The 16,071-nt window shown below is 41.7% G+C and carries 13 protein-coding genes; 6 read left to right on the forward strand and 7 right to left on the reverse strand.

Translation table 11 applies throughout. The features are described from left to right. Window positions 1–135 precede the first annotated feature (135 nt). On the forward strand, window positions 136–2,418 hold the full coding sequence (locus tag ACXZ1K_RS15645; protein ID WP_458970611.1) for a glycosyltransferase: 2,283 nt from the start codon (window positions 136–138) through the stop codon (window positions 2,416–2,418). A gap of 5 nt (window positions 2,419–2,423) precedes the next feature. Beyond that, on the forward strand, window positions 2,424–3,425 hold the full coding sequence (locus tag ACXZ1K_RS15650) for a glycosyltransferase family 4 protein (protein ID WP_458970612.1): 1,002 nt from the start codon (window positions 2,424–2,426) through the stop codon (window positions 3,423–3,425). A gap of 11 nt (window positions 3,426–3,436) precedes the next feature. Here ACXZ1K_RS15650 and ACXZ1K_RS15655 read toward each other — a convergent pair whose 3' ends face one another. Then, entirely contained in the window at window positions 3,437–4,909 is a 1,473-nt protein-coding gene (locus tag ACXZ1K_RS15655; protein ID WP_458970613.1) for a glycoside hydrolase family 130 protein, read from the reverse strand. A 57-nt stretch (window positions 4,910–4,966) separates the two neighbouring features. Further along, window positions 4,967–7,471, reverse strand: a complete 2,505-nt coding sequence (locus ACXZ1K_RS15660; protein WP_458970614.1) for a S9 family peptidase — start codon at window positions 7,469–7,471, stop codon at window positions 4,967–4,969. A gap of 132 nt (window positions 7,472–7,603) precedes the next feature. Between ACXZ1K_RS15660 and ACXZ1K_RS15665 the strand changes: the two genes are divergently transcribed. Continuing rightward, window positions 7,604–8,503 carry a polysaccharide deacetylase family protein gene (locus ACXZ1K_RS15665; protein WP_458970615.1) on the forward strand — a complete coding sequence of 300 codons (900 nt, stop codon included), beginning with the start codon at window positions 7,604–7,606 and terminating at the stop codon, window positions 8,501–8,503. Between the two features lie 9 nt (window positions 8,504–8,512). On the opposite strand, the gene ACXZ1K_RS15670 is transcribed toward ACXZ1K_RS15665, so the two are convergent. The 3 genes from ACXZ1K_RS15670 to ACXZ1K_RS15680 are packed head-to-tail and all read right to left on the reverse strand — an operon-like array spanning window position 8,513 to window position 10,151. Continuing rightward, window positions 8,513–8,965 (reverse strand): 3-oxoacyl-ACP synthase, encoded by a 453-nt coding sequence (locus ACXZ1K_RS15670; protein WP_458970616.1) that lies wholly within the window; start codon window positions 8,963–8,965, stop codon window positions 8,513–8,515. Window positions 8,966–8,968: 3 nt separating this feature from the next. Next, on the reverse strand, window positions 8,969–9,547 hold the full coding sequence (locus ACXZ1K_RS15675; RefSeq protein ID WP_458970617.1) for a nitroreductase family protein: 579 nt from the start codon (window positions 9,545–9,547) through the stop codon (window positions 8,969–8,971). A 34-nt stretch (window positions 9,548–9,581) separates the two neighbouring features. After that, a complete protein-coding gene (locus ACXZ1K_RS15680) occupies window positions 9,582–10,151 on the reverse strand; it encodes a hypothetical protein (RefSeq protein WP_458970618.1) in 570 nt (189 codons plus the stop codon). 87 nt (window positions 10,152–10,238) lie between these two features. Here ACXZ1K_RS15680 and ACXZ1K_RS15685 point away from each other — a divergent pair, with 87 nt between their 5' ends. Next, entirely contained in the window at window positions 10,239–11,855 is a 1,617-nt protein-coding gene (locus tag ACXZ1K_RS15685) for an ABC-F family ATP-binding cassette domain-containing protein (RefSeq protein WP_458970619.1), read from the forward strand. Window positions 11,856–11,861: 6 nt separating this feature from the next. Beyond that, entirely contained in the window at window positions 11,862–12,299 is a 438-nt protein-coding gene (locus tag ACXZ1K_RS15690; RefSeq protein WP_458970620.1) for a hypothetical protein, read from the forward strand. 93 nt (window positions 12,300–12,392) lie between these two features. Here ACXZ1K_RS15690 and ACXZ1K_RS15695 read toward each other — a convergent pair whose 3' ends face one another. Continuing rightward, entirely contained in the window at window positions 12,393–12,893 is a 501-nt protein-coding gene (locus ACXZ1K_RS15695; RefSeq protein ID WP_458970621.1) for an FKBP-type peptidyl-prolyl cis-trans isomerase, read from the reverse strand. Between the two features lie 7 nt (window positions 12,894–12,900). Beyond that, window positions 12,901–14,916 carry a thioredoxin domain-containing protein gene (locus tag ACXZ1K_RS15700; protein WP_458970622.1) on the reverse strand — a complete coding sequence of 672 codons (2,016 nt, stop codon included), beginning with the start codon at window positions 14,914–14,916 and terminating at the stop codon, window positions 12,901–12,903. Between the two features lie 51 nt (window positions 14,917–14,967). On the opposite strand from ACXZ1K_RS15700, the gene ACXZ1K_RS15705 reads away from it, so the two are divergent. After that, window positions 14,968–16,068, forward strand: coding sequence for a mandelate racemase/muconate lactonizing enzyme family protein (locus ACXZ1K_RS15705; protein ID WP_458970623.1), 1,101 nt, complete (start codon window positions 14,968–14,970; stop codon window positions 16,066–16,068). Window positions 16,069–16,071: the final 3 nt, after the last annotated feature.

A 16,071-nucleotide genomic window follows, 5' to 3' on the forward strand; every position in this document is an offset into this window, starting at 1 on the left:
TTATAATTATTTAAACAGATTTGATCTGTTCGGTTAATTCTGTTTAACCGGACGGTAAATTTGCACTAAATTGCAAAGCCACTGCAGAACATTTATATGAATAAATTGTTATAACCTGCAAGACACTAATTTTTTATGAAAATCGCTTACATATCTTCTTATCCGCCACGCGAATGTGGTATTGCAACATTTAATCATAACTTACTAAGAGCCATTGGCTTTGACAAAAACGCAGTTTCCGAAGACAGCTTTGTAGTTGCCATGAACGATGCTGAGAACCTGAACGAGTATGAATATCCAAAAGAGGTAAAATACATCATCCGTCAGGAAAACCAAAAGGATTATATTAGAGCGGCCGACTACATCAACACCAGTTTAGCAGATGCTTGTATTCTGGAACATGAATACGGGATTTATGGCGGCGAAAGTGGTGTTTATATCCTTCCTTTAATTGCCAGGTTACAAAAGCCTTTAATTACCATCTTTCATACTATTTTGAAAGATCCAAATCACATGCAGTTAACCGTATTGAGGGAAATTGCTAAATATTCTTCAAGAATTGTAGTGATGAGTCACCGTGCTGTTGGCTTTTTAACCAGCATCTATGGCATCCCCTATCATAAAATACAACTTATAGAGCACGGCGTACCTCATTTAGAACCCAAAGCCGATAATCCTGTAAAAAACTCACTTGCCTTCAAAGGTAAGAAAGTATTGTTCACTTTTGGATTGATCAGCAGGAACAAAGGGCTGGAAACTGTCATCGAAGCATTACCAAAAATAGTGGAGAATAATCCCGACGTGATGTATGTGATATTAGGTACTACTCACCCTGGCGTGATTCGTAATTCCGGAGAGGAATATAGAGATAGCTTAAAACGCCTGGCCAAAACCCTGAATGTAGAAAACAACCTCACCTTTATTAACAAGTTCGTATCTGAAGAAGAGCTGCACGATTACCTTACCGCCTGCGATATGTACATTACGCCTTACTTAAATGAGGCTCAAATTACCAGTGGAACACTTTCTTATGCTGTTGGCGCTGGCGCAGCAGTAATCTCCACACCATACTGGCATGCTCAGGAGTTATTATCAGACCATAGAGGTCGGTTATTTGATTTTAAGGATGCCAACGGTTTGGCAGATATCGTTAATGAACTTTTTGACGATGAAGAAAAACTAAGAGAGCTTAAAGAAAATGCTTTTGAATATGGTTTGCACTTACGCTGGCCAAGTACCGGGGAAGTATTCGTTGATGTACTGAATGAGGCGGTAGACAAATACCTTTCTGAAAAGGAAACCGGAGGTAAACCGATTATCGATCCTGATATCATGCCTGCCTTCAATTTGGCACACATTAAAAGGCTTACTGATGATACGGGTATCGTACAACATGCCAAATACGGCATCCCTAACTTAAAAGAGGGTTACTGTGTGGATGACAATGCACGCGCATTGTTCTTAACCATCATGGCCTACCAACAGAATAAGAGCAAGGTAGCACTTGAGTTACTGCCTATCTACTTGAGTTACATTCAATACATGCAATGCGATGATGGTAATTTCCGTAACTTCTTAAGCTTTAGAAGAGAGTATTTAGATGAAGTAGGTACAGAAGATTCTTTCGGTCGTACCATTTGGTCTCTGGGTTACCTTATCAACAACGCACCGAACAATTCTTACCGAGAGTTTGCAAAGGAATTATTTCTAAAATCAGTTCCTCACTTTAAAGACCTTAAACACCTTAGGGGATTGGGGAATACTATAATTGGTTTAACTCATTTTATCAAAGCGCATCCTAGTGATGAGCACATCAAAGACCAGTTGGATAAATTGGCAGAGCCTTTAAAAGCGGCTTACCGCAAAAATAAAATCGGGCACTGGCACTGGTTTGAAGAGAAAATGACTTATGACAATGCCATTCTTCCGCTTGCATTAATGAGCTATTACGAGATCAGTAAGGATCAGGAATCTTATGATATCGCTTTTGAAAGTATGGAATACCTTACTCAGAAAACGCTGATCAACGGTTACTTAAACCCCGTTGGAAACGACGGCTGGCTATTCAGAGATGGCCCAGAAATGGCGATCTATGATCAACAAGCGATTGAAACCATGGCCATGGTATTGATGTATTTCAAAGCCTACCAGATCACACACGATAAACTGTACATCAAACAGATGTATACATCTTATCAATGGTTCTTAGGTGAAAATATACTACGCATACCGTTGTTTGATCATGAAACTAAAGGTTGCGCAGATGGCTTGCAAACTCATGGCCTAAACAGGAACCAGGGTGCAGAAAGTACATTGGCTTATTGGATATCGCATGTGGCTGTATTGAAAGCAATGGAGTTTGAATATGAATTTATACAAAGCAGTGATTTAATCGCTGTTCAAAAACAAACTGTTTAATCTTAATGAAAATAGCTGTCCTTGCTCCTGTAGCCTGGAGAACGCCGCCCAGGCATTATGGTCCATGGGAGCAAATGGCATCAAATTTAACTGAAGGACTGGTAGCAAAAGGTGTCGACGTGACACTCTTTGCTACTGGCGATTCCGTAACGGCTGGCAAACTTGATGCAGTAATTGCCCGAGGTTATGAAGAAGATAAAACTGCGGACGCCAAAGTGGTAGAATGCCTCCACATCAGCAACTTGATGGAGAAAGCCGGAGAATTTGATCTCATCCACAATCATTATGATTTCCTCCCTCTGAGCTATTCAAAGCTCATTAACACGCCTTTAATTACTACTATTCATGGCTTCTCATCAGAGAAGATATTACGGGTTTACCAAAAGTATAATGCTGTTGGTCACTTTGTTTCCATTAGCAATGCCAACCGCCATCCCTCACTTAACTACTTAGCAACGGTTTACAACGGACTAAAAACTGAAGAGTTCAGCTATAACACCGATCCTGATGATTACCTGCTCTTTTTTGGCAGAATTCATCCTGATAAGGGTACTGCCGAAGCTGTTCAAATCGCGAAGAAAACAAATCGAAAGTTAATCATTGCAGGTATCGTGCAACACTCAGAGTACTTTAGGGATAAAGTAGAGCCCTATTTGAATGATGATATCGTATTTATTGGTGCTGCCGGTCCGGAGAAAAGAAACGACCTGCTTCGTAACGCTACTGCCCTCCTGCACCCAATCAGCTTTGAAGAGCCTTTTGGATTGAGCGTAGCCGAGGCCATGCTTTGCGGCACACCTGTTATTGCTTTCAACCTGGGCTCCATGCCAGAGTTGATCAAAGACGGACAAACCGGCTTCCTCGTAAACGATGTTGATGGCGCAGTTGCAGCGGTTAATAAATTAGCTGAGATCGATAGATTAAACTGCAGAGAATGGGCTATGGCCAACTTCTCCCAACAAAAAATGGTAGAGGACTACTTGAGCCTCTACCATCATATTTTGTAATCGCGGCGCGATTACAGGATGCTATCCGAGGTTTTCAGTTTCTCCAAAAGGACATCGATACTAACACCTGCAAAGGATGAACAATAATCTGATAGTCCGTAAGGGATAATCAGCTCCCCATTGTGGATGATGGATCCGCACGAATAAAGTACATTAGGCACATATCCTTCACGCTCATCATTGTTTGGAATCACCAATGGTTCTTGTAACCTTCCAATCTCTATAGAGGGGTCATTTAGATCAAATAAACTGGCACCAAGGCAATAACGCCTCATCGGACCCACACCGTGTGTAATCACCAACCAACCGTCTTTTGTTTCGATAGGTGAACCGCAGTTACCAATCTGTATAAATTCCCACGGGAATTTCGGTGTTTGTAGTTTTACCGGGTTATCCCAAACAGTTAGTTTATCTGAATACATCAGGTAATTGTTACAGCCATCTATACGAGACATCATGGCATACTTTCCATTGATCTTTCTAGGGAATAATGCAAGGTTCTTATTTTGTGCGCCTACACCGTGTAGTGGACTAATCTTAAAATCATAAAAGTCTGTTGTTTGCAGCAATTTAGGCATAATCATCGCGCCATCAAAAGCGGTGTAAGTAGCATAGTAGACAATCGAACCATCGTCTTTAACAAACTTTACAAAGCGGGCGTCTTCTATTCCCTTACGCTCAAATTCTGATATCGGGAAAATAACACGGTCTGAAATATCTGTATCCCTCGAAAAACTAATTTCATGGTAGGTATCAGACAACCAGAGTATTTTATCGTACTCCAGCTTCCTCATGTCATCCATCTGAAGGTTTTTAGAATCTAGAATGATTTTTCTTAAAGTAGAATAATCAAACTTGTCTTCTAATTTCAGGCCTACTTCGTCTAGCACCTCTAATTCAATCTTGGAATCAGCACCTTTTTTAAGGAATAGCTTCTTGTTATAAACGGCATTTTTAATTACTTCCGCTTCATCTATATAGTTACCGGCCGGAATAACGGTGATGTCATTATTTCTGTCGATCAGTGCTCTTCTAAATACAACGGATGAAATATGCCCTTCTCCTACTGCCCTAAAACTGATGATCACACGTTTCTCCCCTTCTACCAGGTCAGACTGATCGGGGTCTTCCACAATCGATGGATTAAAGAATGCGGCTGATTCTATGGAATATTCATGTGTAAAATAAGAACCGATCAATAACCTGTGGTATTTTTCAAGATCTTCATAATCAAAACCAGCCTCTTCTATGCTTGCCTTAATTTTCTTACAATGACGGGTAAGAATTTTAGTAATGTTTCGGTGTCTCTTGGAATACTCCTGCAGCAGTGGTGATATAATGCCAAATACTTCAATGTCCGTAAGGCTCATCACATGCTTAATCACATCTAATGCGCGCTCTGCTCCATTAAAAAAAAATCGTGCTATTACCCTCTTCGGATCAGGATATACTTTAACTGGTTTTCGTTCTATCAATAATCTCATGGCTTTATAACGTTTAATTGGAGTAGAAAGATTTATTAATTTATTCTTTTTTGGTGATTATTTTTTCCGCTCCAGTTCTCTGTCCATTTCCAGCATGTCTACCTGGTCTGGTGTTTCAAAATCTCCAATCAAATACTTATTAAAATGATCTGCCAGCTTCCAGAAGGCATATTCGGTTAGGTCGCCAAATCCGTGTCGCTGTCCCGGCAATATAACAAATTCGAATCTTTTACCCTCTTTCATTAATGCATTTGCCAACCTAATTGTATTCGCCGGATGCACATTGTTGTCAATATCGCCCGTCATGATCATCAAATGTCCTTTCAGGTTCTTAGCAATTTGCGGGTTTTTATCAATATCGTAGGTAAATGTTGTATCGCCCTTGGCAGAAACAATCTCTTTAACGCCATGGTGCTTCTCGCTCCACCACCTGTTGTAAATACTATTGTCGTGATTTCCGGCTTTGGAAACTGCTACTTTGAAAAAATCCGGATAGACCAGCATGGCGGCGGTCGACATAAACCCGCCTCCGGAGTGACCGGTTATTCCTACTTTGCTGGCATCTATATATTTATATCTATCTGCCAATTGTTCTATTGCTGCTTTTTTATCTGCAAGTCCGTAATCTCTCAAATTACCATATCCAAAGGTATGGTACCATTTAGACCTGGCGGGATTTCCTCCTCTGTTACCTACAGAGATCACGATGTAACCCAATTGCGCAAGGCGATCTGTGTTGTCCATGCTTTTGGTAAACGACTTATTTACCGCCTCCGTCTGCGGACCAGGGTAAACATATTCTATAATAGGATATTTTTTATTCGGGTCGAAATCAAACGGCTTATACATTACGCCATAAATATCGGTGATACCGTCATCCGCCTTTACCTTAAACGGTTCTGGAAATTTATAACCACTAGCCATTAACAAACTCAAATCAGTAGTTTCCAGGTTCATCACCACCCGGCCATTATTGTCCATTAGAACAGATTTTGGTGCTGTATTCACCCTTGAATAATTGTCTACAAAGAATTTGGCTTCATCATTCATATTTACTGCATGATCGAAATCACCGGCATCCAATAGCTTTAAGCCTGTTCCGTCAAATTTGATGCTGTACAGATGGTAATAATAAGGATCTTCTTTTCCTTCCCTGCCGTTTGCCGTAAAGTACAACACCCTGTTTTTCTCATCAATGTTTACAATGTTTTCGGTGTGGAACGGACCTTTGGTAATCTGGTTTTTCAACTTTCCGTTACCATCATACAAGTAAAAATGGCCCCAGCCATCTCTTTCCGACCAGTGGATAATTTCTTTACCATCATTAATTAGGCCCGGCCTGTTAATTTCTACATAGGTATTAAAGCGCTCATCAATCAGCGGGGTAACTTTCTCCGTGCTGATGTCTATGGAACAGAAATCTATTCTTTTTAAATCTCTGCTGGTGCGCGAAAAGTAAAACCTGTTATTATTACCCAACCATAATGAAGGCCTAAATTCATTGTCACGGTCCTTATTTAAAGAAGGTGCCGACCAAACAGAAACAGATTGATCCTTAAAGGCAGATACGTTTAGTTTTTTGAATGTTTTCGCTGCAAAGTTGAACAATAAAAGTTCATCAATTGGCGATTCCTTTTCACCGGGCATTTGATACTTATAGGTTTCCAGGGTTGGTCTGCCCGCTGCCGTATTGTTGATCACCCAAAGGTCTTTTACTTTTCTGGAGTCTGTACGGTCCAGCACGAAATATTTTGAATTTGGCGACCACATCACGAAAGCCCTGCGTCGCTTTTTGTTATTCTTTAGCTCATCCTCATTGGATTCCCCGTCTCCATCACTTCCATAAGCATAGAATTTAACGCCATCTTTAGTAAGCTGATGTTCTACAATAGTACTGTCATCTTCATTCTTAACGGCTTTTCTGTAGTTCTCTTTGTCCATCCAGTAGAGGTTGTAATTTCTGCTGAAGATGATGGCAGAAGAATCCGGCGCTACAGATCCCCAGGAAGGCTTAGCTTTAGGTTTGGTAAAATTGGGTACTTCCGTTAGTTTTTGTGTAGCGATGGTATACGTAAAATTATATACTTTCTTTTGCATAGAATCAGCAGCCTTCTTGTCTTTACGGTCCTTCTTCAACTCATCTACGGTACTGTTTACTTCAAAGGTCAGGCTTTTCTCATCTGCCGCAAACTTCAAATTAAGCAATGGCAGGTGCTGTGCATCAAAAGGATCACGGATAATGGTGGTAATCTCCGCGGCCAGTTTCGCATTGTCAAAAATCTTCTTTTTGCTTTTAGTCACCGGATCAACCAAATACCATTCTTTACCATTCGGCGTTTCATACTCATACCAAAAGCGATTGCTTAATTTCAGCCAATGTGGATCAACTGCAGTAGAGTAAACCATTTTTCGCACCTTTGCAGGAGAAAACCTGGACGCCAATTGGTAGTTTGCTTTAGGTGCCGCACTAACCGCTTCTGTAAGTGTAAAGGTTTTAACCTGAGAAATGGCGCTATAAGCGAGGCAAAAATTCATTAAAAATAAAAAGTACAGTTTCTTCATATCGTTTAGCTAATTGAAACGCTAAAATATTGATTAAAAATAAGCCTCACTTGTATTTAATTGTAATAAAAGTGATAGTTCCAGCAGTAATTAATCAGTTGATTTTATAGTTTTGCATCAAACATTCTATAAATGAAGCGACACCTGTTATCCTTATTTACTGCAGCGGTTATTTTAACAACCGGATGCCAGTCTAAGTCAGAAGCCAACAATACTTCTGCAAATCCTAACGACTCTACAGCAACCACTGCTGAAGCAACTGATGGAAGCAATCAAGTTCCACCCTCAGGCAAGATCGACATCAATAAAATAAAAGTGGCGGATGCCAAGACCATCCTGGCCAGAAAACAGGTGCCTATTCTTTGCTATCACCAAATCAGGAACTGGAAACCCACTGATGGTAAAGTAGGTAAAGATTACATTGTAGAAGTTCAAAATTTTAAAGATCAGGTTAAAATGCTGGCCGATAGTGGTTACCACTCCATCTTGCCAGATCAATTGTATGCCTATTTGAATACAGGAGCGCCACTTCCAAGCAAGCCCATTATGTTTACATTTGATGATACAGACATGGATCAGTTTACCATCGCTGCACCTACCTTAAAGAAATATGGCTTCAAAGCTGTGTATTTCATCATGACCGTGTCCATCGGCAGAAAAGGCAAATTTGTAGACTATATGAGTAAAGAGCAGATCAAGGCGCTATCTGATGCAGGAAACGTTATCGGTAGTCACACTTACGATCATAAGAACTTTAAAAAATACGCAGGTAAAGACTGGGAAGAGCAACTGGACAAACCAACTAAGAAATTAGAAGAAATCACTGGTAAAAAGATGACAGAATTTGCTTATCCATTCGGATTGTGGAATGCCGAAGGTATCCCTCAATTAAAGAAAAGAGGCTTCAAAATGGCTTTTGCCCTTTCTACAAAACGTGATGAAAGGGAGCCTCTGTTTACCATCAGAAGAATCATTGCAAGCGGTTATTGGAGTCCAAAAACCCTAAGCAACAGCATTAAGAACAGCTTTTAACGGCTGTTCTTAAACTACTTCTTGTATCAAATAGGTCTTACCGTTAAAGTCGAAACCATCTCCCTTTGCTTTCTCCAGCAGCAATTTCCCTATCGGGGATGCAGGCGAGATCGCAAAGATGGTTTTATCATCCACATGCAGTTGTCCCGCGCTAACGCTGATGTAGAAAGAACCCTGGTTGGTCAGCACCAAACTGCCATGCGTAACCTTTGCCGATTGTAACGACACATCAACAGATTGCAGCACCCTCAAATTATCCTGGGCATCAATTAATAAACGCTTATTCCTGTCAATATCCTGCTGCATCATCTCCCTGCTCGTTTCATACTTATCGCCGGCACTACTTTTCGTATCGTCGTTACTCGCCTCGCGGGCTTGTGCCAGGGCGGTTTCTGCAGTTTGAATGCGCTGCTCCATAAAGCTCCGGCACAATTGGTAAAGCGTTTCCTTAATATTTTGCATATTCTAAAATTCTATCCATTTGGTTTTACTTTCAATAGAAGTGCGTGCAGCTTCACGTGGCTTTTCGTTATGGTATCCCATATAAAAGAGGCCAAAGCATTTCTCTTGCTCCTCTAAGTTAAGATAATCCTTCAAATCTGCAATCATTCCCGGCGAACTCCAATAAGCTCCTACGCTTAATGCCTCAGCAGTAAGGGCCATATTTTGCACAGCACATGCCAACGCCGCTATTTCTTCCCACTCCGGCAATTTTTCCGGACTCAATTTCGCGTTCAGTGTAATGATACAACTGGCCTGTGCCGCCTTCTCCGTAATGCTGTCGTATTTTTTGGCCAGAAACTGATGCTCTGGAGTCGTCTCCTTATACAACCTCGCCAATTCCTTTCCCAGGTTTTCCTTTCCCTCATTCCTAAAAACAATAAACCTCCAGGGCTGTGTCAATTTGTGCGTAGGCGCGTAATTGGCGCTTTCCAGAATTTGCTTAATTACCTCCACAGGAATCTGCTCGCCGGTATAGCTAATTGGAAAGATACTTCTTCTGCGCTTTATAATAGAACTGATGATTTCAATCTCTGTTTTCATGTTCATTTTATCTGTATACCAACAAAAATATAATTTAACGTGATGCGCAATGTTTGCTCAAAGTCTTTTTTACAACCCTTGCACGAGCAAAAAAAGCTATGCTTTCCGTCGCCTCCAAATGGTGTATCGTTTGCAGCAATTCTTCTTTAATCCACGAGAAGCGGAAGCTGAGGTTAGCCAGACTTTGCATACAATGCACTTTGGTTGCCACAAGCACATTGTTATCAATTAGCCAGGTAAACAAAACCTCAATAACTGGCTCTAAATTTATCTTGCTTAAAGGCTCTTTATAACAGCTATTTACGCGCTTATCTGTAAGGATAGAAATCATCTTACTGTAATGGCGCATTGACGATTGATTTTTCTGTCTTGGCAGGAGCTCGAATAGCAAACCAATATGATCAGCAAACGCAGAGGGTTCGTTTACCATTAAATATTCCAGCATCCATGCGGCTCTAAATGCAACTTCTTTCTTTTTATGAAAGGTCAACTCAAAGAGATTACGGATATCCACTTCACGGCTATCCAGTATACGGGTTAAATTTGCTACCATCTGAAAATGCATGGGCAGCGACAGTGCAATTAGAAGTTCTTCTTTATCCACAATTACTAAAATAAAAAATATAAAACTAAAAAATGCCAGCTTAATCAATTTGTAAATAATGCCTACCTTTGCGGCTTATTCAACAATATGATTTCAGTATCCAATCTATCCCTCCGTTACGGAAAACGCACCTTATTTGAAGATGTAAACTTAAAGTTTACCCAGGGCAATTGCTATGGTGTAATTGGCGCAAATGGTGCCGGCAAGTCTACCTTTTTAAAAATCTTATCTGGTGAAGTTAACCAGACCACCGGAAGTGTAGCCTTTACCCCTGGTGAGCGCATGGCGGTTTTAAAACAAAATCACTATGAATTTGATGAATTTTCTGTAATTGAAACCGTAATGATGGGCCACAAAGAGCTGTACGACATCATGAAGGAAAAGGACGCCATCTATCTTAAGGAAGATTTTTCTGATAAAGACGGAGAGCGTGCAGGTGAACTTGAGAACAGGTTTGCAGAAATGGACGGTTGGAACATGGAAAGCAACGCGGCAACCATGTTGAGCAACCTGGGCATTAAAGAAGAGCACCATTATAAACAACTTAAAGAACTGGATGGTAATCAAAAAGTTCGTGTCCTTTTGGCACAAGCGCTTTTCGGTAACCCCGATATCTTGCTGCTGGATGAGCCTACCAATGATTTGGACATCGATACCATTGCCTGGCTGGAAAACTTCCTGGCAGATTACCAAAGCATCGTTTTGGTGGTATCTCACGATAGGCACTTCCTGGATGCAGTTTGCACCCACATTGTAGATATCGATTTCGCTAAAATGAACATCTACTCTGGTAACTATACCTTCTGGTACGAATCCAGCCAATTGGCATTGAAACAACGGAGCGACCAGAACAAGAAATTAGAAGAAAAGGTAAAAGAGCTTCAGGAATTTATCCAACGTTTCAGCGCCAATGCTTCTAAATCTAAACAGGCAACGTCACGTAAAAAAGCGCTCGATAAAATTGACATCTCAGAGATTAAGGCGTCAAGCAGAAAGTATCCTGCCATCTTATTCAATAACCTGGGCAGGGAAGCTGGTGATCAAATCCTGCAAGTAGAGAACTTATCTTACACCTTAAATGGTGAAGTCATGTTCAAAAATGTCAGCTTCATGGTCAACAAAGGCGATAAAATCACGGTACTTTCTCCAAACAGCCTGGCCACCACAGCCTTTTACAACATCTTGACAGGCAGGGAAAAGAACTACACCGGCGAATTCAAATTTGGTGTTACCATTAACATCGCGGATATCCCGAATGACAACTCTCAATATTTTGAAGGAAAAGATGAGAACTTGGTCGACTGGCTAAGGGAATATTCAGGTACCGACCAGGATGAGCAATTTGTAAGAAGTTTCTTAGGTAGGATGCTATTCTCTGGTGAAGAGGTGCTAAAAAATGTAAAAGTACTTTCCGGTGGAGAGAAAATGAGGTGCATGTTCTCGCAAATGATGCTTAGACATGCGAACTTATTGCTGCTAGACGAGCCAACGAATCACCTGGATCTGGAGTCAATTACCGCGCTCAACAACGGATTGAAAGATTTTAAAGGAACGGCTTTGTTTACTTCACGAGATCACGCACTTACGGAATCAGTAGCTACACGTGTGATCGAGCTGACAGCAAACGGTGCTATCGATAAAATGATGACGTACGATGAGTACATTAAAACTGAAGATTTCGCCAGGTTAAGAAGCCATAAATAATTTAAGATGAAGAAACTACTTTTTGCATTACTGTTGTTAGCCGGCTTCGCCGCTAAAGCGCAGCACAATCCAGATGATCAGATCATTTCAGATAACTGGGATGTGATCGGAAGTGTAGATTTCAAAATTGTTAAGGATACAGAAATGTATGCGGTTTATAACAACAACATTAAAAAGTTTGCCAATAAGCCTTTCGAGCTGGAGGGCTATATCGTACCGATAAAAGATGGGATGAAACAAACCAAATTCATGTTATCTACCCTACCCATCAACCAGTGTTTCTATTGCGGAAAAAATGGCGTACCGATTATGGTGATGGTCGAGATGACTGAGCCCATCAAATTCACCTATCAAACAGTTAAAGTAAAGGGCACGCTTAAATTGAATGCTGGGAATGCGATGGACAATCCGCCCATTTCATTGGCTGCTGCCGTACTAAACTAAATACTAAAAACCCAATCTTATTTTTCTGCTCGATTTAGAAATAAATCCGCATTTCGAAAAATAAGATTGGGTTTTTTAAAAGTCAAACGCCAACTAGTGACCAGAATGCCCGTCAGCTCCATGAGCATGACCATGGCTTAACTCTTCTGGTGTAGCCTCACGTACCGCAAGTATCTCACCAGCAAAGATTAGGTTTTTACCGGCCATTGGATGGTTCAAATCTACAGAAACGGTGTCCTCATGTATAGCAGTAACACCTGCTCTGAAATGGTTTCCCTGATTGTCTTGCAAAGGAATCACATCACCTACCGCAGGCAGATCCACATCTTTAAACATGTCTTTTGGTAAATCAGCATAAGCACCTGGATCTAATTCTCCATAACCATCTGCTGCAGTTAATTCGAAGCTATATGGATCGCCAACCTGCAAACCAGCCAAATGCTCTTCAAACTTTGGCAACATCATTCCTGTGCCATATAAAAATGTCAATGCATTTTCCTGATCAGCTTTCTCTACAAAAACTTGTTGTCCTTCTTCATTAGTCGTATGCAATTCGTACGTTAATGACACTACTGTATTGGGTTTAATACTCATTGTGATGTTATTTAGTTATCAACTGTAATGCTTCATCAACCGTACTTACGGGCAACTGGCACGCTTTATTTCGGCAAATATAGATTTTTGTTTCAAAGCTTTGCTTATCTTTTAACAATGGAAGCTCAGAATTTGTTCCTGCTAAAAAAACTTTGTTCGGAATGTAATGGTGATTGAAGGCCTTCTTAATTTCCAACAACCCCTCCCCTGTTATCGCGATCTCATTCATGCCAAATACCTCGTTTAACAACTGTATACCCCAATTGGAATAGGCGGAGCCATAGGTTTTAATTTGAGGGAAAACGGCCGCCAGCATCGCAGCAGCTTTATCTAAAAACAATTGATCGTCAAACAATAAACCCAGTTTGTGCAGGTTTTGGGCCATCACAGAATTGGCAGCTGGAATCACATTGTCCATAATCTCGTGCTTTCTGGCAATAAGCGCTTCACTTTTTATAGAGGTGTAGAACAACATCGGACTATGGCTATCCATAAAATTCTCCAGCACATAATCTGTTAGTCTCCTTGCAGCACTCAACCAGCGCTCCTTAAAATCCGTCTCATACAAGGCAAGCAATGCCTCAATAAACAGGGCATAATCGTCCAAAAACCCATTGATGCTCACTTTGCCACTCTTATAATTTCTATACAATCCACCATCCTCGGTCTGCAATTCGGCCAGGATAAAATCAGCCGCCTTTTGGGCCAGCAAATAGTAGTGATCATTGTTAAACACCTGCGCCGCATCCGCCAGACCTTTAATGGCAATGCCATTCCATGCCGTCAAACACTTATCATCCAAACCTGGCCTTACTCTCTTACTTCTAACTTTAAGCAAGGCGGCCTTGGCCTTTCTTATTTTATCCTGAAGCTCCAGTATCGTCAGCCCTTTAACCTCGGCATACTCCTCCTCAGAAAATTTGGTCAACAGAATGTTCGTCTGTTCCTCTTCCCAGTTGCCTGCTTCGGTAACATGGAAATAATCGTGCAGCACTTCAGCGTCTTCTCCAAGCACAGCATCAAATTCCAATTGGTCCCACACATAGAATTTACCTTCAACACCCTCACTATCTGCATCAAGCGCAGCGTAGAACAATCCTTGTTCTGATAACATTTCCCGTTCCAGCCAGGCTACCGTCTCTTCCACAACTTCTTTAAATCGCGGCGACCTTGAATATTGATAGGCCTCTGCATAAAGACCAATTAACTGCCCGTTATCATAAAGCATCTTTTCAAAGTGAGGCACATGCCAGTTGCCGTCCACAGAATACCTGGCAAATCCGCCGCCAACATGGTCATATATGCCGCCCATTGCCATCTTTTCTAAGGTAAGCAGCGTTGATACATGCGTGGCATCATCTTCCATAAGCCTGCTGTACCGCAGCATAAACTTCCAGTTGTTGGGCAAAGGAAATTTTGGCGCCCTGTTATACCCACCTTCCGCCATATCAAACAACCTTTTCCAGGGCTCTGTTATCGCTGTCAAATCTGCTCCGCTGTAAGCCTGGGGCTCCAAAGCCACCAATACCTTTTCAGAGTTGTTGATGCCATCGGTTAGTCGGTCTGCATATTGGAATGCTTTTTCCGGTTCTGTAGCCCAAAGGTTTGATACGCTCAACAGGACATTGATCCAATCGTCCTTTCTAAAATAGGTACCTCCGTAAATTGGCCGCTGGTCTGGCAAACATATACAGTTCAATGGCCAGCCGCCACTGCCTGTCATCAACTGGATGGCCATCATATAGATCTGGTCTATATCTGGTCGCTCCTCCCTGTCCACTTTTATGCAGATGAAATGTTGGTTCATCACCTCCGCAACTTCATGGCGTTCAAAGCTTTCACGTTCCATCACATGGCACCAGTGACAAGCTGAATAGCCGATACTCACCAAAATCAGCTTGTTTTCCCGTTTCGCCAATTCCAATGCCTCTTCTCCCCATTCAAACCAATTTACCGGGTTATGGGCGTGCTGTAATAAATATGGGGATGATGCCTTGATCAGGCGATTAGGTTCTGAATTCATATTTTAAAGGTAGAAAGATAACTTGTATTTTTACGGAACAAGCCTTATGCCATGAAAATCTCCCACATCGAAATTTACCGCTTCAGTATTCCAACAGAGCCCTTTGTTATCGCTACCGGAACAATGTATTTTGCTCAAAATGTTTTAGTTAGGATCTATACTGATCAGGGCATCCATGGCGTAGGCGAATGTTCTGCCTTTCCTATGATTGTTGGCGAAAACCAGGAAACTTGCATAGTTATGGCAAAAGAATTTGCGCGTATCTTAATTGGTAAAGATCCTTTGGACATCCCGTCCAGGATGGACGACCTCCTTGGTTATGCCGCGCACAATGGAACGATAAAAAGCGCGTTCGACATGGCGCTGTTTGATATTGCGGCCAGGAACGAGAACTTGCCACTCTACGCATTCCTCGGTGGGACTAAAAGAAGTATCATAACCGACATCACCATTGGCATCAACACCCCAGAAAAGATGGCGGAGGCGGCAATTGCATTGAAAGCCAAAGGCTGCAGCATTATCAAGATAAAATTGGGTAAAGAGGTACATGAGGATATAGAACGCGTCAAACAGATTAGGGCAGCTGTTGGTGAGAAGATCAAATTGCGACTGGATGCCAACCAGGGCTGGTCGTTCGACGAGGCATTATATGCCCTTGGCGCCATTGCTCCCTATGATATTGAGTTTTGCGAACAACCCATGCGCACCTGGTACGACGACAAATTGCCTGAGCTTCATGCCAACTCTCCAATAAAGATCATGGCCGATGAAAGTTGTTACAACCACCATGATGCCCGGAAATTAATCAATAGCCAGTCATGCTCCTATATCAACATCAAGTTCTCTAAATCCGGCGGGATATTGGAAGCCCAGAAAATTCATGAAACTGCCCTCCAGGCAGGCATCAAATGTATGATGGGCGGCATGCTGGAAACCAGGATCGCCATCAGCGCCAGCATGCATTTCGCGCTGGCCAGTCCCAATATCGTATTCTTCGACATGGATTCGCCCCTATTAGGCCACCTTATCGATCCGGTTATTGGTGGCATTACCTATCATAATTACACGATTGAAGTTCCGGATACACCGGGCATAGGGGCCGATGCAGATCCGGCATTCCTGGAAGGTTGCGAAAAATGGATAATTAATTAGTCA

The organism is Pedobacter jaeyakensis, from assembly GCF_054461315.1.